Here is a 19,586-nt window from a genome sequence, read left to right as displayed (position 1 = left end):
TTTATGCAGAAGCAATCACTTAACTCATTGCACTGCTAATCAGTTTTTTGCTGTAGTCAAACTGCGGGTTGGCAAAAACAGTGGCGGTATCGCCGTAATCCAGCGCATTGCCCTGATGCAGCACCAGCATTTTGTCGGCAATATGCCGTACCAGCCGCAGATGGTTGGTGATCAGCAAATAAGCCAGTCCCTGTTGTTTTTGCAGTTCCAGCAGCAGGTTGACAATTTGTGCCCGTAACGAGGGATCCATTGCGGTCAGGGCTTCGTCCAGGATCAGCAGTTTAGGGTCCAGAATCAGTGCCCGGGCCAGCGCAACCCGTTGCAACTGACCGCCAGAAAACATATGAGGGTAGTAGTCGGCATGTTCATCCATCAGGCCGAGCTGCCTTAAGGTCAGCTGAATTTTCGCCTGGTGTTCTTCAGCTGGCAACGGCGAGCTGAAACGCAGCACATCCTGCAGCATCTGGCCGATTTTCTGATGCGGGTTTAATGAGCGGGCCGGGTCCTGAAAAATGTAGCGGATCACCTGGTTGTAATCTTTAAAATCAGTGATTTTAATGGCTTCACCGTCCAGTAAAATTTCGCCTTGATCCGGGCTTTCAATGCCGATCAGCAACTTGGCCAGCGTGCTTTTGCCTGAGCCGGTTTCGCCCACTATGGCCAGGGTCTGGCCGGCTTCCAGCTCAAAGCTGATGTGGGACAATGCCTGAATTTTTTTCTGACCAAAAAAGCCCTGGGCTTTCTGGTAACTTTTGCTCAGTTGACGGACTTCCAGTAACACCTGCTTCATGGTTTTTTGCCACCCAAAGGAAAATGACAGCTGTAATAATGGTTTTGCAGCCGTTCCAGCATAGGGGTTTTCACACATTCTTTGCGCGCATTGGGGCAACGTGGGCCTAAGCGGCAACCAATAGGCAGATGCTGCAGGGTCGGAATGCTGCCGGGCAGGGCATAAAGCGGCTGTTTGCTTTGCAGCTCGGGTTGAAACTCAGGCACACTTTTGATCAGGGCATGGGTGTAAGGATGCATAGGTTTGGACAGCAACGCTTCGGTTTCACCGGCTTCCACCAACTGACCACAGTACAACACACTCAAGGTATCGGTATTGCGGGCGACACTTTCCAGCTCGTGGCTGATCAATAAAATCGACATGCCTTTGAGCTGGTTAAAGCTGGCCAGCAAACGGAACAGCTGAGCCTGAGTGGTGCTTTCCAGCGCTGTCGTCGGTTCATCGGCAATCAGTAACTTGGGCTTTTTGGCGATGGCCATCGCAATGGATATTTTCTGACACACCCCTTCGGACAGCTGGTAAGGGTAAGACTGGAAAATCGCCTGATGGTCACGAATACCCACTTTATGCAGCAAGGCTGCGGCTTTTTTTCGCCGCTCAAAAGGCCGTCCAAACCAACCACTTTCCAGTTCGCAGTCGGGAATGGATTCGGTCAGTTGCTCCAGTATGGGGGAGGTGGGGTCCATACTGCGGCTGGGTTCCTGGTAGATCATCGCAATATCGCGACCGATAATGCTGCGTTGCTCCGAATAGGGCAGGCGTAACAAATCCTGGCCTCGCCAGCTGAAACGGTCGGCGGTGATGCGCCAGCGTTTGTTCAACACGCCCACTATGGCTTTGGCGATCAGGCTTTTGCCTGAGCCGGATTCACCAACCAGACCCCGGATTTCGCCTTCCCTTAACGTCAGGTTGACCCGGTCAACAGCGCGGATCAAGCCGTCCGCAGTTTCCAGTTCAATGGTCAGGTTCTTAATATCGAGCAGAATCATCAGTTTTCCCGCCGTTTTTTAATGGCTGTGCGCAGGCCGTCACCGACCAGATTGACCGACAACACCGCAGCAAACAACAATAAACCCGGCAAGGCGATGGCCCATGGAGCCAGATAGATCAGGTCCAAAGCGTCGGCTATCATGGTACCCCATTCGGCCGTTGGCGCCTGCGCACCCAAGCCTAAAAACCCCAAGGCGGCAATGTCCAGCATGGCGGTGGACAAGGCCATACTGGACATCAGAGTGGCAGGCTCCCAGATATTGGGCAGCACGGCATGGCGCAGCACCTGCCAGTTATTGGCACCATCCAGCCGGTAAGCAACCACGTAATCCTGTTTCAGTGCGTCCTGAATACTGTTACGGATGCCATGGACAAACTGGGGCAATAAGGCCAGTACAATAGCCCAGGTGGTGTTCCATAAACCAGGACCCAACACGGCGACAATCAGTATGGCCAGCAGCAGGGAAGGGATGGTCAGGGCCAAATCGAGTAAGTGATTAAAAATGCTGGATTTCACCCCTTTGCTCATGCCGGCCATCACCCCCAGAGCCAGCCCAAGCAGCAGCGCCATCAGCACAGCCGCAATAGACAATCCAAAGGTATAGACAGCCCCGGTGATCAGCCGGGACATAATGTCGCGGCCCAAATCGTCGGTACCAAAGGCATAACTGACCTGGCCGGCGTCACTCCAGGAGGGCGACAGTAACAGCAGATCAGGGTTTTGCAGGTAGGGGTCATGGGGGCTCAGCACCGGGGCGAGCAGCACCAGCGCCAGGAAAAACACAAAAAGCACCAAACCGAGCATGGCGCTGTGCTGGCGCTGAAACTGCTGCCAGAGCTGGCTGAGCGGACCGCGGTTATGCTCTTCAAAATACAGGCGAAACTTTTTCATATCAGCCTTGACGCGCCAGAGGGTTAAACAGGGTATGCAGGATCTCGGTCAGCATATTGGCTACTATCACCAGGGACGACACCACCAGCAAGCCGCCATGGATCGCCGGGTAATTGCGCTGGTAGATGCTGTCAATCAGCCACTGGCCTATGCCAGGCCAGGAAAAAATCACTTCAGTCAGCATAGCGAGGGTGATCAGCGTGCTGAATTGCAGGCCGACCTGGCGGATCACTGGCAGCAAGGCGTTGCGCAGGCCATGGTGATACAGTACCTGGGCGCGGCTCAGACCTTTAGCGCGGGCCGTCTTGATATAACCCTGCTCAAGCACCGTTTGCATCGAATTACGGGTAAAACGGATCATCACGGTGGTTGGAAAGGTGGCAAGCACTATGGTCGGTAGTAACAGGTGGTACAGCGCATCCTGAAACGCGGCCGCTTTGTGTGTTAAATCGGACAGGTAAATATCCAGCAGCATAAACCCTGTCTGGGCTGGTACATCAAACAGCACATGCAGACGACCGGAGGTGGGCAGCCAGCCCAACGACAATGCAAACACCATAATCAGCAGCAAAGCCCACCAGAACACAGGCAGTGAATAACCAATTAACGTCAGGCCTGAGAACAGCCGTGCCAGCAGCGACTCTGAACGGATGGCACAAAACAACCCCACAGGCACACCAACAAAAAATGACAGCATCAGGGCGTAAGCTGCCAGCTCCAGCGTAGCCGGAAATACAGCGAGCAATTCCGGCAGCACAGGTTGCTGGCTGGCAAAGGATAAACCCCAGTCGCCATCCAGGATCCGGCCCACATAAGCCAGGTATTGCCGAACCACAGATTGATCCAACTGGTAATACCGGATCAGTTCCAGTTGCTGCTCGGTGCTGATATCGGTCAGACCGGACAATGTACTGAGCCGGTCGCCAGGAAACAGATAACTCAGGCTGAACCCCAAAACGGTCAGGGCAACAAAGACAAAACTCAGTAAAAATACCCGGCGCAGAAAATAATGCAGCATTACAAATCCTTTTCCGCTTTGGCCATCGACACTCCACCATAAGGGCTCATCACTACTCCTGAAACCTTAACACTTTGGGCCTGAAAACGCTTGGAGTGGGCAATGCTGAACAGTGGCATCTGTTCGGCCAGATAATGCTGGGCGGCCAGATAAAAACTGCGTCTCTGCTGTGGATCGGCCGTGAGCAGCGCCTGGTTCAGCAGATTGTCAAACTTCGGATCGCACCAGTTGGCCCTGTTACTGCCATTTTGTGCCGCGGCGCAGCTGAGCAATGGCCGGAAAAAATTATCCGGGTCGGCATTGTCAGCTGACCAGCCAATCAGCACAGAGTCATGTTCGTTGTCACTGAGTTTGCGTCTGAAACTGTTCCATTCCAGGGAGACAATACGGGCACGTACCCCGATGCGGGCGAGATCGGCCTGCATCAGCTCAGCCATCTTCTGGGCATTGGGGTTGTACAGACGCTGCACTGGCATGGCCCAGATATCCATGTGGAAGCCTTTGGGATAGCCGGCTTCTGCCAGCAACTGTTTGGCCAGCTCCGGCTCATAAGGCAGTTCTTCGGCGTTATTGTCAAAGGCCCAGGAGGTTGGGGGCAATACAGAGCGGGCCAAATCGGCATGACCAAAATACACCGCCTGCAAAATGGTGTTGCGGTCTATCGCCATTGCCAGGGCTTTACGCACTTTGGCATTATTAAAGGGCGCTTTTTGGGTGTTAAATGCCCAAAAACCGACATTCATACTGATCTGACTTTGCACTTCCACATCCGGCCGTTCCGTGACCAGCTTCAGCTCGGCGTGACGTGGATAAGCCACCACATCACATTCATGGGTCAACAACATGGCCATACGTTTGGCACTGTCGGGCACTAAATCGAACACCAGCTGAGACAGCTGGGCTTTGCCTCCCCAGTACTCCGGGTGACGGTAATAACGCACAAACTGGTCTTTTTTATAGTCCCGAAACATAAAAGGGCCAGTGCCGACCGGCTGGCTGTCGAGCAGCTCTGGCTGGTGTTGCTGCAACAGCTGAGCTGCGTATTCGGCCGAAAGGATGGAGGCAAAATCAGTGGCCAGGTTGGATAAAAACGAGCTGTCGGGCCGGCTCAAATCAAAGCGCACCGTCAATGGGGTTTCGGCAGTGACAGCGGTGACCAGGGAGCGCAGGTCGACGCTCTCGAAATAAGGGTAATCTCCACCGCCAATCGGGTGATAAGGATGATGAGTATCCAGAATGCGCTCAAAGGTAAACACCACATCAGCTGCCTGCAGTGGCCGGCTTGGCGAGAAATACCCCGTGTGGTGAAACTGCACCTGTGGCTTTAGTTCAAACCAATAGGTACGGCCATCCTCGCTGACACGCCAGCGTTCAGCCAACGCAGCCTCCAGTTCCCCACTTTGAGGGTTGATATCCAGCAGCCGGTCATACAATTGCTGGCTGACAATGTCGATGGTGGTGCCTGAGGTCACATGCTGAGGGTTAAAACTCTCGGGTGATCCCTCAGCACAATAGACCAGGCCTTCGGCCAGGGTTTGAGGTAACTGAGGCTGACAGGCACTGAGCAGGCACAGACTGCTTAGCAGCGAGCCATAAAAGACAACGTTCATTGTTGGCTATCCAGCATTTTGTACTTTTTCATATAGCCTCTGAGCTGATGATAGGTCAGGTTCAGCGCTTCAGCAGTTTTCTTCTGATTATACTGGCAGCCAGCCAGCGCCTGCTTGATTAAATCCATCTCAAACTGCTCAGACAACAGCTTAAAATCGGCGCCTTTGCTGGCATCAAAACTGGCAGTTGGAGCTGCGAAAGCCGTTGTATCTGCGATGGTCGTTTCTGCCTTGGCTGCCACAACAGGTGTGGCCGTTTTGGGCGCCCTGTCCAGTGTGCGGACTCGCCGCTGAGGCCGGAACGGGGATTCAAAGGGATCTAACTGGATATGGTGCACCGGCACATAAGGATTGTTGGTGCGGTACACACTGCGTTCCACCACATTCTTCAGTTCCCGCACATTGCCTGGCCAGTCGTAATCCAGCAGGGTGCGTCTGGCTTTCTCGCTGAAACCGCTGAACAGCTCATAACCCAGCTCGCGCGCCATATTGACGGCAAAGTGTTCAGCCAGCACCAGAATATCTTCACGCCGCTCGCGCATCGGTGGCAAGGTGATGACATCAAAGGCCAGCCGGTCCAGCAAGTCAGCACGAAATTCGCCTTGCTCTGCCATTGCAGGCAAGTCTTCATTGGTGGCACAAATCAGCCGCACATCAACCCGGATAGGCCGGCTGCCACCGACCCGCTCGAATTCACCGTATTCAATCACCCGTAGCAGTTTCTCCTGCACCATGGCCGGTGTATTGGCCAACTCATCCAGAAACAGCGTGCCACCATTAGCCCGCTCAAAGCGGCCTTCATGACGTTTAGCCGCGCCGGTAAAAGCTCCTGCTTCATGGCCAAACAATTCACTTTCCAGCAGGTTTTCATTCAGCGCGGCACAGTTTAAGGTCAGGTAACTCTGATCCCAGCGTTGTGACAGGTAATGCAGCCGGGCGGCAATCAGTTCTTTCCCTGTGCCGCGTTCGCCAATAATCAGCACGGGCTTGTGCAAAGGCGCAATTTGGGACACCTGTTCCAATACACTTAAAAAACTGTTGGACTGACCTATTAAGTTGTCTTGCTGAAAACCTCTGCTCATGCCTGCTCACGAAATAGTGAATTTAACTAATAAGTAGTGTATTTCATAACGATGGTATGGCATAGTGCTTTTTCTGAATAAATAAAATTCAATTAAAACAATTGCTTATAATGTTTTTTCGAGTTGGCACCGATCCTGAATAGTATCTTACGAAACCGAAACATCCTTAAGAGGTAAATTGCTATGGGTATTTTCTCTCGCTTCTCAGATATCGTGAACTCGAATATCAATGCGTTACTGGATAAAGCTGAAGATCCGGAAAAAATGGTCCGCCTGATTATTCAGGAAATGGAAGACACCTTGGTGGAAGTGCGTTCCACCTCTGCCAAAACCATTGCAGAGAAAAAAGAACTGCAACGGGTGATTGGCAAGCTGCATGCCGAAGTGGAAGACTGGCAGGCCAAAGCGGAACTGGCGTTGAGCAAAGACCGTGACGACCTGGCCCGCGCCGCGCTGGTGGAAAAACAGAAAGCGGCTGATCAGGCTGCCGCCGTTGAAGCCGATATTCAGCACCTGGACGAGCACATCAGCAAGTTGCAGGACGAAGTGGCTCAGCTGCAGGAAAAGTTGGCTGACGCCAAAGCCCGTCAGAAAACCATTCTGATGCGCCAGAAAACCGTGGCCTCACGGCTGGATGTGAAAAAGACGCTGGACAGCAGCCGTCTGCAGGATGCGATGTACAAGTTTGAGCGCTACGAGCAAAAAATTGATTCGCTGGAAGCGCAGGTTGAATCCTATGATTTAGGCAAGAAAAGCTTAAAAGATGAGTTTGCTGAACTGGCATCTTCTGACAAGATAGATTCCGAACTGGCTGATCTGAAAGCTAAATTGTCTAAAAAAGATAACGCCTGATTCTCAGGCGTTGTAGGAGTGCATCATGGATATAGGTGAGGTTATTGGAATTCCTGTCATTCTGTTTATGATTTTTGTCGCGCCGCTGTGGGTCTTTATGCACTACAGAAGCAAAAACAAAATCGGGCAGGGGCTGAGCGACAATGAACTGGCTCAGTTAAACGATTTGTCCCATAAAGCCGAAAAAATGGCAGACCGGATCAAAACACTGGAAGCCATTCTGGATGCGGAGTCCCCGCGCTGGAGGGAGAAACATGACTAAAATACGCCGCGAGCTGTTCCGGGATGACCGGAACGGCAAAATCGCCGGGGTCTGTGCTGGTATCGCCGATTACTTTGGCTGGGAAGTCTGGTTAATCCGGCTGATTGTGGTGACTTCGGTGTTGTTGGGCTTAGGTGGTTTATTGCCGGTGCTCTATGTGGCTGCCTGGTTTATTCTCGAAAAGAAATCTGTGGTGGAAGCCCGTCAGGGCGTCACACAACCGAAGTTTGAAGAGAAACCTGTCGAAGTCAAAACCCGGGTCTGGCAGCGAGGAGAAGCACCCAAGTCTGCCTTGCACCATCTGGTGGCGCAGTTCAATAGCCTGGAGTATCGGCTGCGTGATATGGAAAGCCATGTGACTTCGGCAAAGTTTCAGCTGAACCGTGAGCTGAATAAGCTCTGAGACTGATATTGACTGCAAGGACAAGCCAATGACGTGGGTAGATAAGGCGAGCTGGCAACTGAAAACTCTGGGCCAGCGCGCCTTAGATACACAGCTGAGTCTTGGGGTAACCGGACTGAGTGGCGCAGGAAAAACCGCCTTTTTAACCGCTGCGCTGCAACAACTGCTGCAGCACGATAACACCGCAATGCCTTTTTTCAGTGTAATGCAACAAAAACGCTGGCTTGGGGCCCGCATTGATGCGCAGCAGGCGCTGCACTTCCCCCGTTTTCCTTATGAACAGAATTTATTGTATTTCAAGCAGCAGCAACCACAGTGGCCGCCATCCACAGTCGGCTGGAGCCAGCTGGCGCTGACCTTGCGTTATCAAAGTGCGTCAACGGTCAAACGCCTGCTCAGAGATTATCAGCAGCTGTCGCTGCAATTGCTGGATTACCCAGGCGAATGGCTGCTGGATTTACCTATGCTGCAACAAAGTTATGTGCAGTGGTGTCAACAGAGTTGGGACTTATTCAGCCAGCCACATCGTCAGGCGCTGGCCGAAGCGTTTCGCACGCAGCTAAGCCGGGTGGATCTGAATCAAACCGAGCCTCTGGCCGTGCAGCAGCTTTGCGCTTCGTATCGCGACCTGTTGCAACAGTTCAGCCAGATTGCCGGTGCTTACCTGAATCAACCTGGCCGGTTGCTGGTACCGGCAGAACTGGAAGGCACCCCAGTGTTGCAGTTATTGCCATTATTGCCGGAACAACTTCGGCAAGGCGGCGCTTTGGTGGCGCTGATGCAGCAGCAGTATGCCAATTATCTGAAGCTGGTGGTGAAGCCCTTTTACCAGCAGTTTTTTTCCGGTCTGGACCGGCAACTGGTACTGGTGGACATTCTGGGGGCCCTTAATGCCGGTGAAGCCGCGTTGTCTGAGCTCAAACAAAGTATTTTGCTGATCCTGCAAAGCTTCAGTTATGGGCCCAATCATTGGTTGCGCCGGGTGTTTAAGCCCAGGATCAGCAAAGTACTTTTTGCAGTCAGCAAAGCCGACCATGTCACACCAGACCAGCATCAGGCGCTGAGTTTGCTGCTGCAACAGTTATTGGCTGAGCAGTTGAGTCAAACCCAGTACCAGCTTTGCCAGTTTGAGGTGATGGTGATAGCAGCAGTCCGGGCCAGTGAAACCGGTACTGTCGAATACCAGGGACAAAACTTGCCTTGTTTGCGTGCGACCAAACGCGGACAGCCACACGCAACTGCTTTTTATCCGGGCGACGTACCGCGTTATTGGCCCGACCATCAGCTGTTCAGCGCCCATCAGTTTGCCTTTAGTGAATTGAACCCGGCGCCATGGGATGGCCAGGGGGCGTTGCCGCATATCCGGCTGGATCATGCCCTTGAATTTTTATTGGGAGACAAACTCCGATGAAACCACTGAAACCCGCCGTTGAATTTGAAACTCAGAGCCAGGCCGAAATCAAGACCCTGCCTGTACAGGCCAAAGACTTTGATCCGGCTGACTTCGTCGAAGCCGACCTGACCGAGCCTGTCTCAGAGGTTCCGCAGGGCAGAGGTGTGGGGCGCTGGTTGGCGGCGGCGTTATTGTCATTCTTGGCTTATGGTGGCTGGCAGCTGATGGACACTGTACTGCAACTGATTAGAAACCCGGGAGCCGGGACTTTTTTCAGCGCTGTCTTGGCGGTCAGTCTGACTGGATTGGTGCTGGTGTTACTGGGGCGCGAGTACAGGCTCTGGCGGCGTCTGAAGCAGGGAGAGCTGTGGCAGCAAAGTGCTGAACGTATCCAACAAAGTATGCAATATGGCGAAGCGCTGCCTCTTTGTCAGCAGATGCTGAAGCAATTGCCAGCCACGCCAGCCTCTGTACAGCAGTTTCACCAGCACTATAAAACCGAACACAGTGACAAAGAGGTACTGCAGTTATTTGAGTTGTCGGTGCTCAATCCGCTTGATAAACAAGTGCAACAGCAGATCCATCAAGCGGCGGCAGATACCAGCCTGGCGGTGACCCTGTCGCCTTTTGTGTTGGCTGATCTGCTGCTCGTGTTGTGGCGCAGCAGCCGGATGCTTCGTGAAATAGCGCAAAGTTATGGCGCCAGCATAGGGCAGCTGCGCAGCCTGTTGCTGCTCAAACGGCTGTTTGCATCTTTGGTCTGGGCGGGGGGCTCAGAGCTGGCACTGGATTTATCGTCAGAGGTGGTTGGCACTGAACTGACCTCCCGTCTTTCTGCCCGGGCAGGTCAGGGTCTGATCGCTGGTTTATTGACAGCCAGGCTTGGTCTGGCGGCTCAGCAATTGTTGCGGCCTGTGCCGTTGCCTGAGCAGCAGAAACTCAGCCTGCGTCAGCTTGGCAAAGCACTGATGCAGCGCCTGAGCGGGACGAATAAGGAGTGACTGTCAATAATTTCTGACACTTAACTCAGTTGTCGTCACAGCCTACCCGCGTTGTTTCGGCCCCTCAGATGTCCATATGCCTGTTGTGATCCAGGGTCTTTTGCTTAGATAAAAGAAAAAACCACAATCTAGACGCAACAGGTGTTTTATGACCAAGCAGTACGGCCATGCCGAAACTTTATGTATCCATGCTGGTAAACCCCAGTCTCATCCCCACGGCGCTTTAACCACGCCGTTATACCAAACCTCGACCTTTGTGTTTGACAGTGCCGAACAAGGCGCAGCCCGCTTTGCCGGTGAAGCCGACGGTTATATTTACACCCGGCTAGGCAACCCGACCACCCGTGAACTGGAGTTGCGACTGGCGGCGCTCGAAGGCATGGAAGACGCTGCGGCCACGGCCACAGGCATGGGGGCTGTCGCAGCGGCTACTTTGGCTTTTTTGCAACAGGGCGATCATTTACTGGCCAGCAAAGCCATTTATGGCTGCAGTTTTGCGTTGTTTAACCATCAGTTTGCCCGGTATGGCATTGAGGTCAGTTTTGTCGATTTTACCGACCATCAGGCAATGGAAGCTGCGGTGCGGCCCAATACCAAAATGTTGTTTGCAGAAACTCCGATCAACCCGACACTGACTGTGATTGATCTGAGCTTTTTAGGTGACTTTGCCCGTCGTCATGGCCTGATCTCAGTGGTCGACAACACCTTTCTGACCCCCCTGCTGCAAAAGCCAGCACTGTATGGCATTGATTTAATTGTGCACAGTGCCACCAAGTACCTGAATGGTCATGGGGATCTGGTTGCTGGAGCCATTGTTGGCTGTGCAGAAAAAATTCAGAGCATTAAGCTGACAACCTTAAAAGATATGGGGGCCACCATCAGTCCACACGATGCCTGGTTGATCCTGCGAGGCTTGAAAACCCTGTCGGTGCGGTTGGAGCGGCATCTGAAAAATGCGCAGGCAGTGGCCGAATACCTGGAGCAGCACCCGGCCGTGGCAAAGGTTTATTACCCTGGGTTGCCGTCGCATCCGGGGCATCAGTTTCTCGGAGGCCAAATGAAAGGAGCCGGTGGCGTATTGGCTTTTGAACTGAACGGCAGCCTGGACGATGGCCGGTTTTTTATCAATCAGTGTCAGTTATTGGCCCTTGCCGTCAGCCTGGGGGATGCCGAGTCGTTAATTCAGCACCCGGCCTCGATGACGCACAGCCCCTACAGCCCGGAAGAAAGGGCGATGGCAGGCATCAGCGACGGTCTTATTCGGATTTCTGTTGGGCTTGAGCATCAGGACGATATTATTGCCGACCTGGCTCAGGCGCTGAAAAAAATGCAACAACGCCAGAGCAGGGGTTTGAAGACGGCCTGATGTAGCGTTTTTTTTACAAAACCAGCAGAAGGTCCAGGCGGCGGTTGCACAACCATGGGTTAACAGCCGCAGTCCAATCCACTAGTATCGGCCGCAATAAAAAGCAGGCCAAAGGCCGCATTGCAGCATTTCACACCAGGGTTGTTATGAGTAAAACCAGCAGTTATGTATCCAGGCAGTCGGATGAACAGGGCTTTATCCACTGGACTGATGAAGAAAACCAAATCTGGTCTGAGTTGATCAGACGCCAGTTGTCCTGCATTGAAGGCAGGGCCTGCAATGAATATCTGGACGGCTTGAAAAAGCTGAATTTACCGCAAGACCGCATTCCGCAGTTAGCCGAAGTCAATGCTGTTTTGCAGCAGGCCACCGGCTGGCGCTGTGCTGAGGTGCCAGCGCTGATTAGCTTCGACCGGTTTTTCCAGTTACTGGCCAACAAAGAGTTTCCGGTGGCCACCTTTATCCGCAGCCGGGAAGAGTTTGATTACCTGCAGGAACCAGATATTTTTCACGAAATCTTTGGCCACTGCGCCATGCTGACCCATCCCGCTTTTGCTGAATTTACCCACAGGTATGGTCAGTTGGGTCTGGCGGCCAGCAAAGAAGACAGGGTTTACCTGGCCCGTTTGTATTGGTTTACCATCGAATTTGGTTTACTGAATACGCCAGAGGGGTTACGGATTTACGGTGGCGGGATTTTATCGTCGCCTGGTGAAACCCAATATGCCCTGGGTTCTGATGTGCCTGAACGCCACAGCTTTAATGCGTTGGATGTGATGCGCACGCCTTACCGTATCGATATTATGCAACCTGTGTATTTTATGCTGCAGTCCATTGACGATCTGTTTGATATTGCCAAACTGGATTTGATGGCGCTGGTGCAACAGGCGAAAGCACTGGGGCTGCATCCTGCAAAATTTCCTCCGAAACAAAAACAAGCCAGCTGATGGCTGGACTAAAAAGAGAAGCAAGCCATGTCTGATTTAACCCAAGCAAAATGTGAAGCCTGCCGTGCCGACGCACCCAAAGTCAGTGACGAAGAGCTGGCGGTGCTGATCCGTCAGATCCCGGACTGGACCCCTGTAGTGCGGGACGACATTCTGCAGCTGGAGCGTGTCTATAAATTCAAAAATTTCAAACAAGCCTGGGCTTTTCATCACAAAGTCGCTGAACTGGCGGAAGCCGAAGGCCACCATCCGGCGCTGCTGCTGGAGTGGGGCAAACTGACGGTGACCTGGTGGTCCCATTCCATTAAAGGTCTGCACAAAAACGACTTTATCTGCGCAGCGAAAACCGATCAGCTGCTGAACGCTTAAACGGCAGAAGGCTCCGCTTGTTTGTACCAGGCGGAGCCGTGCATAATTCTTTACAATTTACTCTGGTTTCTTCTGCGTTGCCTGCCGTATTATAGCCTGAACCCAATTCCAAACACGGTTGTTGCTTATGAGGTTAGAAATCCATTGCCAGGACCGACTGGGCATAGCTCAGGAAGTGTTGCAAATCCTGGTCAGTTATCAGCTTGACTTACGGGGTATCGAAGTGGACCCGACGCAGGGACGTATTTATGTGTCCTTTCCTGGCGTTGAGTTTGCTACCTTTCAGGAGTTGATGGCGAAAATCCGTCGGCTGGCCGGTGTCGATGACGTGAAGACCACCGCCTTTTTACCTTCAGAGCGCGAGCACAATGAACTGACCACTCTGCTGCGCACCTTGCCGGATGGCATTATTGCGGTCGACAGCAAAGCCAATGTCACCATTATCAACGAAGCCGCGCTGGACGCTTTATCGTTGAAGCGGGAAGAAATAGAAGGCCATCTGCTCACTCCGCTGTTGAAAGGCTTTCATTTAAACCGCTGGCTCGAAGGGGACGATGTGCTGGCGCAAACCCGTCGGGTCGAAATTCAGAATAAAAAATTTATTGCTGACTTGTTGCCGGTGATGGTGCCGGATGAACAGGGGCAGGAAACTCTGGCTGGTGCTGTACTGAACCTGAAATCTGAAAGCCGCCTTGGTGAGCAGATGGTGGTCTTTAAAAAAGGCGATCAGGAGAGTTTTAACAACCTGCATGCGCACAGCAACCTGATGCGTAAAGTGGTGCGCGAAGCGAAAAAAATGGCACTGCTGGATGCGCCTATTTTGATCATGGGCGAAACCGGCACAGGCAAAGAAGTGCTGGCGCGGGCTTGCCACGCTGCCAGTGGCCGCAGCGGCAAACCCTTTTTAGCCGTGAATATGGCCGCGATGCCGGACAATGTGGCAGAGTCCGAGCTGTTTGGTCATGGCCCCAATGCAATGCCGGGTGCTGTTGACGCCAAAAAAGGCATTTTCGAACAAGCCAACAAAGGCACGGTCTTTTTGGATGAAGTAGGCGAGATGTCCCGCGAATTGCAAACCAAACTGCTGCGCTTTTTGCAGGATGGCTGTTTTCGCCGTGTTGGTGATGAAAACGAAGTGCGGGTGGATGTGCGGGTGATTTGCACCACGCAAAAAGACTTACCTGCTATGGTGCAGGAAGGCAAGTTCCGGGAAGATTTGTATTACCGGCTCAATGTGCTGAGCCTGACCTTACCACCACTGCGGGAGCGTAAGCAGGACGTGGTGCCGCTGGCGGAACACTTTATTGCCCGTTTTGCCGCGCGTTTGGGTCGCAAGTCACCGAAGCTGACCGAAGCCTGTGAACACTTCCTGCAGCATTACCCCTGGCCAGGCAATGTGCGGCAACTGGAAAACGCCTTGTACCGGGCCGTGACCTTACTGGAAAGCAACGAGCTGGACAAAGACCACCTGCAACTGCCCAGCTACACCAGTGATCTGGGCTATCTGGAAAAAGATTTTGAAGGCACGCTGGATGAAGCCGTCAAAGCCTTTGAAGCAGATTTGTTACGCAAATTGTTTCCTGCTTACCCCAGTTCACGCCAATTGGCGAAAAAACTTGGTTTAAGCCACACCGCAGTCGCGAATAAACTGCGTGATTACGGTATTAGCAAGAAGAGTGTAAAAATTTAGCCACGCTTTGTAGTGCTTCTGATACAAAAAATGGGCTCCGGATTGTGTTTCGGAGCTTTTTTTCGCCATTTTTTGCTGAATGGTCAGTTTTGTCAGCAGAACTGTACAAAAAGCCGGTTTTCCTGCGGATCCCCGCCAACACGGGGCTATCTTTCTTTTTTCGTGGCAGTAAGCAAGATAAGCCAAAATTACAGTGTGCAACTGCAGGAGAATTATGATGTTCGATCCGATAAATCCGCTGGGAACCGATGGTTTTGAGTTTGTGGAGTACACAGCCGCAGACAAACAGGGCATTGAGAATTTGAAGAACCTGTTTAAATCTTTGGGTTTTACTGAAGTGGCAAAGCATCGCTCCAAAGAAGCCTGGTTGTATAAACAAGGGGATGTCAATTTTATCGTCAATGCCGAGCCAAATTCCCAGGCAGAGAAGTTTGCGGCTGAACATGGCCCCAGCGTCTGCGCTATGGCATTCCGAGTGAAGGATGCTGCCGCCGCTTTGAAAAATGCCGTCAACAATGGTGCCAAGCAGTACCAGAACCAGGTTGGCCCTATGGAGCTGAATATTCCTGCTGTGTATGGCATTGGCAGCAGCCTGCTGTACTTTGTGGACCGCTATGGTCAAAGCTCAGTGTACGACGTTGACTTTAAGTTCTACGACAACTGGCAGGAGGACATGGCGAAAAACCAGGTGGGTCTGGAAGTGATTGATCACCTGACACACAATGTTCGCCGCGGCAATATGGCCATTTGGGCCGGCTTTTATGAGCGCATCGGCAATTTCCGTGAAATCCGTTATTTTGACATTGAAGGCAAACTGACCGGCCTGGTGTCCAAAGCCATGACGGCGCCTTGTGGCAAAATCCGTATTCCAATCAATGAATCGTCTGACGACAAATCGCAGATCGAAGAATTTATCCGTGAATACAAAGGCGAAGGTATTCAGCATATTGCGCTGACCACAGAAGACATCTACCAGACAGTGCGCACCTTGCGTGAGCGGGGCATGGACTTTATGCCAACGCCCGATACCTATTACGAGCGGGTTAATGCCCGGGTGGAAGGCCACACGGAAGACCTGGACCAGTTGAAAGAGCTGCGCATTCTGATTGACGGCGCACCGATGAAAGATGGTATTTTGCTGCAAATTTTTACCAAGACTGTGATTGGCCCGGTGTTTTTTGAAATTATCCAGCGTAAAGGCAATGAAGGCTTTGGCGAAGGTAATTTCAAAGCCTTGTTTGAATCCATTGAAGAAGATCAGATCCGTCGCGGAGTGCTGCAAGATGCGTAAATGGGCGTCTTTTCCATTAAAAGAAGGCGAAATTTCACGTCAGGCTCATGCTGATTTTCCGGAGCAGGCGATTTACGAGCGTGAAACCGGCCGCAGCGGCTTTTTTGGTCCGGCAGCGCATTTTCATCATACCCATGCGCCAACCGGCTGGAGCGACTGGCAGGGGCCGCTCAAGCCGCGGCTGTTTAACTTCAACCAGATCCGCGAAAACCAAGATATGTCGCCGTGGCAGGTGCCGTTTTTACTGCACAATGCGCACTGCAAAATGCGCACCTGGCGCCTGACACAATCCATGCCGTATCTGGTGCGTAATGCCGACGGTGATGACTTGCTGTTCGTGCATGAGGGCGCTGCGGAGCTTTATTGTGACTACGGTCACCTGACGCTGCGCGACGGCGATTATGTGGTGATCCCACGCTCCACCATGTGGCGGCTGGAAGTGACAGAGCCGCTGTTTTTACTGATGATTGAAGCGACCAACGATTCTTACCAGCTGCCGGAAAAAGGCCTGGTCGGCAACCACGCTATTTTTGACCCGGCAATGCTGGATCACCCGAAAATTGACGAGGCTTTTAAAGCGCAGTATTCCGAGCAGCCAACCCAGGTGCAGGTCAAGCGGCACAATCAGGTGTCGGTGATGACTTATCCCTACAACCCGCTGGATGCCATTGGCTGGCATGGTGATTTAACCGTGATGCGCATTAACTGGCGTGATATCCGGCCTTTAATGAGCCACCGCTACCACTTACCTCCTTCGGCCCACACCACTTTTGTGGCGTCGCGTTTTGTCGTCTGCACCTTTGTGCCCCGTCCTATTGAAAGTGATCCGGGGGCGTTAAAAGTGCCGTTTTACCACAACAATGACGATTACGATGAAGTACTGTTTTACCATGCCGGAGATTTCTTCAGTCGCGACAATATTGAACGTGGCATGGTGACCTTCCACCCGGCTGGTTTTACGCATGGCCCGCACCCGAAAGCTTTTCAGGCTGGGCGGGAGTACCGCAAAAAGTTTACCGATGAAGTGGCAGTGATGCTTGATACCCGCGATGCGCTGGAGATGGGCGAAGCGGCGCTGGCCACGGAAAACCCGGACTATGTGAACAGCTGGAAAATTAAACCTGTACAGGCAGAAGGATAAGTCGATGAAGTTAGCGACCTTAAAAAATGGCCAGCGTGACGGACAATTGGTGGTTGTCAGCCGCGATTTACAACGTTGTGTGGCGGTGCCGGCCATTGCTGCCACTATGCAGCAGTTGCTGGACAATTGGGCGGGCCTGGCGCCAAAAGCCCGTGAAGTTTATCAGGCCCTGAACAGCGGCACTGTGGCTGGTGAAACCGCCTTTGACCAAAGCGCTTGTGAGTCGCCATTGCCACGGGCTTACCAATGGGCCGATGGCAGCGCTTATGTCAACCATGTGGAGCTGGTGCGAAAAGCCCGTAACAGCGAAATGCCACCAAGTTTCTGGACAGACCCGCTGATGTACCAGGGCGGCTCCGACGACTTTTTAGGCCCAAGGGATGCCATTGATGTCGTCAGTGAAGACTATGGCATCGACTTTGAAGGCGAAGTGGCGGTCATTACGGATGATGTGGCGATGGCAGCAAGCCCGGAGCAAGCCAGAGAGAAAATCCGTCTGGTGATGCTGGTGAACGATGTGTCTTTGCGTGGCCTTATTCCAAATGAACTGGCCAAGGGTTTTGGTTTCTTTCAGTCCAAACCTGCTTCGGCCTTCAGCCCTGTGGCGGTCACGCCAGATGAATTGGGCGCTGACTGGCAGGATGCCAAACTGCATCTGCCTTTGGTGTCACATTTAAATGGCAAACTCTTTGGCAAACCTAATGCCGGTGTCGATATGACGTTCGACTTTGGCCAGCTGGTGGCGCATGCCGCCAGGACACGCCGTTTGGGGGCAGGGGCGGTGATTGGTTCAGGCACAGTGTCGAATAAACAAGGCACTGACTGGGGCACCTCGGTGGACGAAGGTGGGGTGGGCTACAGCTGCATTGCTGAAGTGCGGATGATTGAAACCATTCGCGATGGCGCACCTAAAACCTCCTTTATGAAGTTTGGCGACCGCATACGTATTGAAATGTTTGATGCCCAGGGCCAGTCGGTGTTTGGTGCTATTGAACAGCAAGTGGTGAAGTATCAGGGCTGAGTGCCCGAACCGGGCAATAAGGCTATCGCAGGATAGCCTTTTTTATGGAGCATTATATGAAACTCTACAGTTACTGGCGTTCCAGCGCAGCCTTTCGGGTCCGGATCGCTCTGGCCCTCAAAGGAGTAACCTGCGAGCAGGTGCCGGTGCATTTGCTGAATAACGGGGGCGAGCAACACAGTGCCGCTTTCCAGCTGCAAAACCCGGCTGAGCTGGTGCCGGCCCTGGAACTGGAGCAGGACACACTGAATCAGTCGCTGGCGATGATCCAGTACTTGGACGATCTGTATCCGGAGCCTGCTTTATTGCCCGCTGATCCGCTGCAAAAAGCCAAAGTGATGGCTCTTGCGTTGGATATTGCCTGTGATATCCATCCGCTCAATAACCTGCGGGTACTGCAATACCTGACCGGACCGCTGGCACTTGATGAAAAGCAGAAACTGGCCTGGATCCATCACTGGCTGCACACAGGTTTTGCCGCTTTGGAAAAACGCCTGCAGCACTCTGCAGCTTTGTACGCTGTTGGCAATGCAGTGAGCCTGGCGGACTTGTGTCTGGTGCCACAGGTGTACAACGCGCTGCGTTTTAACCTGGATATGACGCCTTACCCAGTGTTATTGCGTATTTATCAGCACTGTATGCAACAGCCAGCCTTTTTTCAGGCTGCGCCTGAACAGCAGCCGGATGCACAATAAGGAATTTTGCGGTAGTCTGACGGTACTGGCAAGCAGTGTGGAGCCTGTATGAAGTTACCAAGCCGTTGGTTAAACAAAACCTTGTTTTATTGTGGCCTGACCGGGCTGAGTTTTCAGTTGATTGCCTCTGTGGTGATATTGCTGCAGGGGCAGAGCAGGGAGCTGCATTGGTGGTTTCATTGGGCCGCGCCACTGGTCTGTCTGCTGTGGGGGCTGGTACCCGCATTGCAGCTGCAGCAAGAACCCGCGGAGCGCGATAAATAGAGGGTTAACGTCCGGGAGTGAACATGCCTTCAACGCTGAGTTCTTTTAACCCTGTCGCATCAAAATGAAACTTCAGCTGCGCCATATTTTTATGGAAGAAGTACAGAGTGCCGTTCACTGACAAAACGAAACCGCCACGGGCTTTGGTGGCCAGCTTTGGATCCGTATTCTTTTTCAGAACCAGATGATACTGGCCCAAAGTCCAGTCAAAGGATGCAATGGGTTCATTGACCCAGTCTGTGACCCAGACTTCTTTGTCCTGATGCAGTACCAGAGCCAGAGTGTATTTCTCAGGCACATCAGCGACTTCCACTTCTTGTTGTCCGGCCTGGAACACAAAGCCACTGTTGGCTTGTTTGTAGGCGAAGCTGAACATCAGCGGTTGAGTTTCGCCGTTAGCCAGAGTCATGCTGCCTTTGCCAGGTACTTCAAAGGCGCCCCAGGCACAGGGTAACCAGACGGATAATATGAAAATCAGTAGTTGTTTCATCGGTTTTTCTCCAGTACAG

General features: G+C 52.6%; 21 protein-coding genes. 14 read left to right on the top strand and 7 right to left on the bottom strand.

The window, feature by feature from the left end; genetic code table 11:
* Positions 1-19: 19 nt before the first annotated feature.
* Genes WKJ03_RS01730 through pspF form a run of 6 tightly spaced genes read right to left on the bottom strand, consistent with a single transcriptional unit; the run spans position 20 to position 6,382 of the window.
* On the bottom strand, positions 20-790 hold the full coding sequence (locus tag WKJ03_RS01730; RefSeq protein ID WP_337840431.1) for an ATP-binding cassette domain-containing protein: 771 nt from the start codon (positions 788-790) through the stop codon (positions 20-22).
* Positions 787-1,779: an oligopeptide/dipeptide ABC transporter ATP-binding protein gene (locus WKJ03_RS01725; RefSeq protein WP_337840430.1), complete on the bottom strand. Its 993-nt coding sequence runs from the start codon at positions 1,777-1,779 to the stop codon at positions 787-789. Before WKJ03_RS01725 ends, WKJ03_RS01730 begins: the two co-directional genes overlap by 4 nt.
* Positions 1,779-2,672 (bottom strand): ABC transporter permease subunit, encoded by an 894-nt coding sequence (locus WKJ03_RS01720; protein ID WP_337840429.1) that lies wholly within the window; start codon positions 2,670-2,672, stop codon positions 1,779-1,781. Before WKJ03_RS01720 ends, WKJ03_RS01725 begins: the two co-directional genes overlap by 1 nt.
* A gap of 1 nt (position 2,673) precedes the next feature.
* Complete coding sequence (locus tag WKJ03_RS01715; RefSeq protein ID WP_337840428.1) at positions 2,674-3,690, bottom strand: ABC transporter permease; 1,017 nt, start codon at positions 3,688-3,690, stop codon at positions 2,674-2,676.
* Complete coding sequence (locus tag WKJ03_RS01710; protein WP_337840427.1) at positions 3,690-5,300, bottom strand: ABC transporter substrate-binding protein; 1,611 nt, start codon at positions 5,298-5,300, stop codon at positions 3,690-3,692. Before WKJ03_RS01710 ends, WKJ03_RS01715 begins: the two co-directional genes overlap by 1 nt.
* The gene (pspF, locus tag WKJ03_RS01705; protein ID WP_337840426.1) at positions 5,297-6,382 is read right to left on the bottom strand and encodes a phage shock protein operon transcriptional activator; all 1,086 of its coding nucleotides are present in this window, start codon (positions 6,380-6,382) and stop codon (positions 5,297-5,299) included. Before pspF ends, WKJ03_RS01710 begins: the two co-directional genes overlap by 4 nt.
* 183 nt (positions 6,383-6,565) lie before the next feature.
* On the opposite strand from pspF, the gene pspA reads away from it, so the two are divergent.
* The 14 genes from pspA to WKJ03_RS01635 all read left to right on the top strand — a co-directional run bounded on the left by pspA (position 6,566) and on the right by WKJ03_RS01635 (position 19,077).
* Positions 6,566-7,234, top strand: coding sequence for a phage shock protein PspA (gene pspA / locus WKJ03_RS01700; RefSeq protein WP_337840425.1), 669 nt, complete (start codon positions 6,566-6,568; stop codon positions 7,232-7,234).
* Positions 7,235-7,259: 25 nt separating this feature from the next.
* Positions 7,260-7,496: an envelope stress response membrane protein PspB gene (pspB, locus tag WKJ03_RS01695; protein ID WP_337840424.1), complete on the top strand. Its 237-nt coding sequence runs from the start codon at positions 7,260-7,262 to the stop codon at positions 7,494-7,496.
* Positions 7,489-7,899 (top strand): envelope stress response membrane protein PspC, encoded by a 411-nt coding sequence (gene pspC / locus WKJ03_RS01690; RefSeq protein WP_337840423.1) that lies wholly within the window; start codon positions 7,489-7,491, stop codon positions 7,897-7,899. The genes pspB and pspC overlap by 8 nt, the downstream gene beginning before the upstream one ends.
* A 28-nt stretch (positions 7,900-7,927) precedes the next feature.
* On the top strand, positions 7,928-9,310 hold the full coding sequence (locus tag WKJ03_RS01685; protein WP_337840422.1) for a YcjX family protein: 1,383 nt from the start codon (positions 7,928-7,930) through the stop codon (positions 9,308-9,310).
* On the top strand, positions 9,307-10,293 hold the full coding sequence (locus WKJ03_RS01680; RefSeq protein ID WP_337840421.1) for a TIGR01620 family protein: 987 nt from the start codon (positions 9,307-9,309) through the stop codon (positions 10,291-10,293). The genes WKJ03_RS01685 and WKJ03_RS01680 overlap by 4 nt, the downstream gene beginning before the upstream one ends.
* A 148-nt stretch (positions 10,294-10,441) precedes the next feature.
* Complete coding sequence (locus WKJ03_RS01675) at positions 10,442-11,659, top strand: aminotransferase class I/II-fold pyridoxal phosphate-dependent enzyme (protein WP_337840420.1); 1,218 nt, start codon at positions 10,442-10,444, stop codon at positions 11,657-11,659.
* 146 nt (positions 11,660-11,805) lie between these two features.
* A complete protein-coding gene (phhA, locus tag WKJ03_RS01670) occupies positions 11,806-12,606 on the top strand; it encodes a phenylalanine 4-monooxygenase (RefSeq protein WP_337840419.1) in 801 nt (266 codons plus the stop codon).
* Between the two features lie 27 nt (positions 12,607-12,633).
* On the top strand, positions 12,634-12,975 hold the full coding sequence (locus WKJ03_RS01665) for a 4a-hydroxytetrahydrobiopterin dehydratase (protein WP_337840418.1): 342 nt from the start codon (positions 12,634-12,636) through the stop codon (positions 12,973-12,975).
* A 127-nt stretch (positions 12,976-13,102) separates the two neighbouring features.
* Positions 13,103-14,665: a transcriptional regulator TyrR gene (gene tyrR / locus WKJ03_RS01660; RefSeq protein ID WP_337840417.1), complete on the top strand. Its 1,563-nt coding sequence runs from the start codon at positions 13,103-13,105 to the stop codon at positions 14,663-14,665.
* Between the two features lie 217 nt (positions 14,666-14,882).
* Entirely contained in the window at positions 14,883-15,956 is a 1,074-nt protein-coding gene (gene hppD, locus WKJ03_RS01655) for a 4-hydroxyphenylpyruvate dioxygenase (protein ID WP_337840416.1), read from the top strand.
* Entirely contained in the window at positions 15,949-17,097 is a 1,149-nt protein-coding gene (locus tag WKJ03_RS01650) for a homogentisate 1,2-dioxygenase (protein ID WP_337840415.1), read from the top strand. Before hppD ends, WKJ03_RS01650 begins: the two co-directional genes overlap by 8 nt.
* A 4-nt stretch (positions 17,098-17,101) precedes the next feature.
* Complete coding sequence (locus tag WKJ03_RS01645; protein WP_337840414.1) at positions 17,102-18,118, top strand: fumarylacetoacetate hydrolase family protein; 1,017 nt, start codon at positions 17,102-17,104, stop codon at positions 18,116-18,118.
* Positions 18,119-18,174: 56 nt separating this feature from the next.
* A complete protein-coding gene (gene maiA / locus WKJ03_RS01640) occupies positions 18,175-18,813 on the top strand; it encodes a maleylacetoacetate isomerase (RefSeq protein ID WP_337840413.1) in 639 nt (212 codons plus the stop codon).
* A gap of 48 nt (positions 18,814-18,861) precedes the next feature.
* Complete coding sequence (locus tag WKJ03_RS01635) at positions 18,862-19,077, top strand: hypothetical protein (protein ID WP_337840412.1); 216 nt, start codon at positions 18,862-18,864, stop codon at positions 19,075-19,077.
* A gap of 4 nt (positions 19,078-19,081) precedes the next feature.
* Here WKJ03_RS01635 and WKJ03_RS01630 read toward each other — a convergent pair whose 3' ends face one another.
* Positions 19,082-19,567: a hypothetical protein gene (locus WKJ03_RS01630; protein ID WP_337840411.1), complete on the bottom strand. Its 486-nt coding sequence runs from the start codon at positions 19,565-19,567 to the stop codon at positions 19,082-19,084.
* Between the last annotated feature and the right edge of the window lie 19 nt (positions 19,568-19,586).

Origin of the sequence: Rheinheimera sp., assembly GCF_037442525.1 — a bacterium.
Lineage (GTDB): Bacteria > Pseudomonadota > Gammaproteobacteria > Enterobacterales > Alteromonadaceae > Pararheinheimera.
The sequence above is the reverse complement of the archived record's forward strand: the minus strand, read 5'-3'. Positions and strand labels throughout refer to the sequence as shown.

Excerpts from the sequence above, each read along its gene's own strand:
- WKJ03_RS01635 (WP_337840412.1), top strand. The coding sequence starts at position 18,862 with ATGAAGTTACCAAGCCGTTGGTTAAACAAAACCTTGTTTTATTGTGGC.
- WKJ03_RS01730 (WP_337840431.1), bottom strand. The coding sequence starts at position 790 with ATGAAGCAGGTGTTACTGGAAGTCCGTCAACTGAGCAAAAGTTACCAG.
- WKJ03_RS01630 (WP_337840411.1), bottom strand. The coding sequence starts at position 19,567 with ATGAAACAACTACTGATTTTCATATTATCCGTCTGGTTACCCTGTGCC.
- WKJ03_RS01680 (WP_337840421.1), top strand. The coding sequence starts at position 9,307 with ATGAAACCACTGAAACCCGCCGTTGAATTTGAAACTCAGAGCCAGGCC.
- WKJ03_RS01725 (WP_337840430.1), bottom strand. The coding sequence starts at position 1,779 with ATGATTCTGCTCGATATTAAGAACCTGACCATTGAACTGGAAACTGCG.
- WKJ03_RS01650 (WP_337840415.1), top strand. The coding sequence starts at position 15,949 with ATGCGTAAATGGGCGTCTTTTCCATTAAAAGAAGGCGAAATTTCACGT.
- WKJ03_RS01645 (WP_337840414.1), top strand. The coding sequence starts at position 17,102 with ATGAAGTTAGCGACCTTAAAAAATGGCCAGCGTGACGGACAATTGGTG.
- maiA (WP_337840413.1), top strand. The coding sequence starts at position 18,175 with ATGAAACTCTACAGTTACTGGCGTTCCAGCGCAGCCTTTCGGGTCCGG.
- hppD (WP_337840416.1), top strand. The coding sequence starts at position 14,883 with ATGTTCGATCCGATAAATCCGCTGGGAACCGATGGTTTTGAGTTTGTG.
- pspB (WP_337840424.1), top strand. The coding sequence starts at position 7,260 with ATGGATATAGGTGAGGTTATTGGAATTCCTGTCATTCTGTTTATGATT.
- phhA (WP_337840419.1), top strand. The coding sequence starts at position 11,806 with ATGAGTAAAACCAGCAGTTATGTATCCAGGCAGTCGGATGAACAGGGC.
- WKJ03_RS01715 (WP_337840428.1), bottom strand. The coding sequence starts at position 3,690 with ATGCTGCATTATTTTCTGCGCCGGGTATTTTTACTGAGTTTTGTCTTT.
- WKJ03_RS01720 (WP_337840429.1), bottom strand. The coding sequence starts at position 2,672 with ATGAAAAAGTTTCGCCTGTATTTTGAAGAGCATAACCGCGGTCCGCTC.
- WKJ03_RS01665 (WP_337840418.1), top strand. The coding sequence starts at position 12,634 with ATGTCTGATTTAACCCAAGCAAAATGTGAAGCCTGCCGTGCCGACGCA.
- pspA (WP_337840425.1), top strand. The coding sequence starts at position 6,566 with ATGGGTATTTTCTCTCGCTTCTCAGATATCGTGAACTCGAATATCAAT.
- pspC (WP_337840423.1), top strand. The coding sequence starts at position 7,489 with ATGACTAAAATACGCCGCGAGCTGTTCCGGGATGACCGGAACGGCAAA.
- WKJ03_RS01710 (WP_337840427.1), bottom strand. The coding sequence starts at position 5,300 with ATGAACGTTGTCTTTTATGGCTCGCTGCTAAGCAGTCTGTGCCTGCTC.
- pspF (WP_337840426.1), bottom strand. The coding sequence starts at position 6,382 with ATGAGCAGAGGTTTTCAGCAAGACAACTTAATAGGTCAGTCCAACAGT.
- WKJ03_RS01675 (WP_337840420.1), top strand. The coding sequence starts at position 10,442 with ATGACCAAGCAGTACGGCCATGCCGAAACTTTATGTATCCATGCTGGT.
- WKJ03_RS01685 (WP_337840422.1), top strand. The coding sequence starts at position 7,928 with ATGACGTGGGTAGATAAGGCGAGCTGGCAACTGAAAACTCTGGGCCAG.
- tyrR (WP_337840417.1), top strand. The coding sequence starts at position 13,103 with ATGAGGTTAGAAATCCATTGCCAGGACCGACTGGGCATAGCTCAGGAA.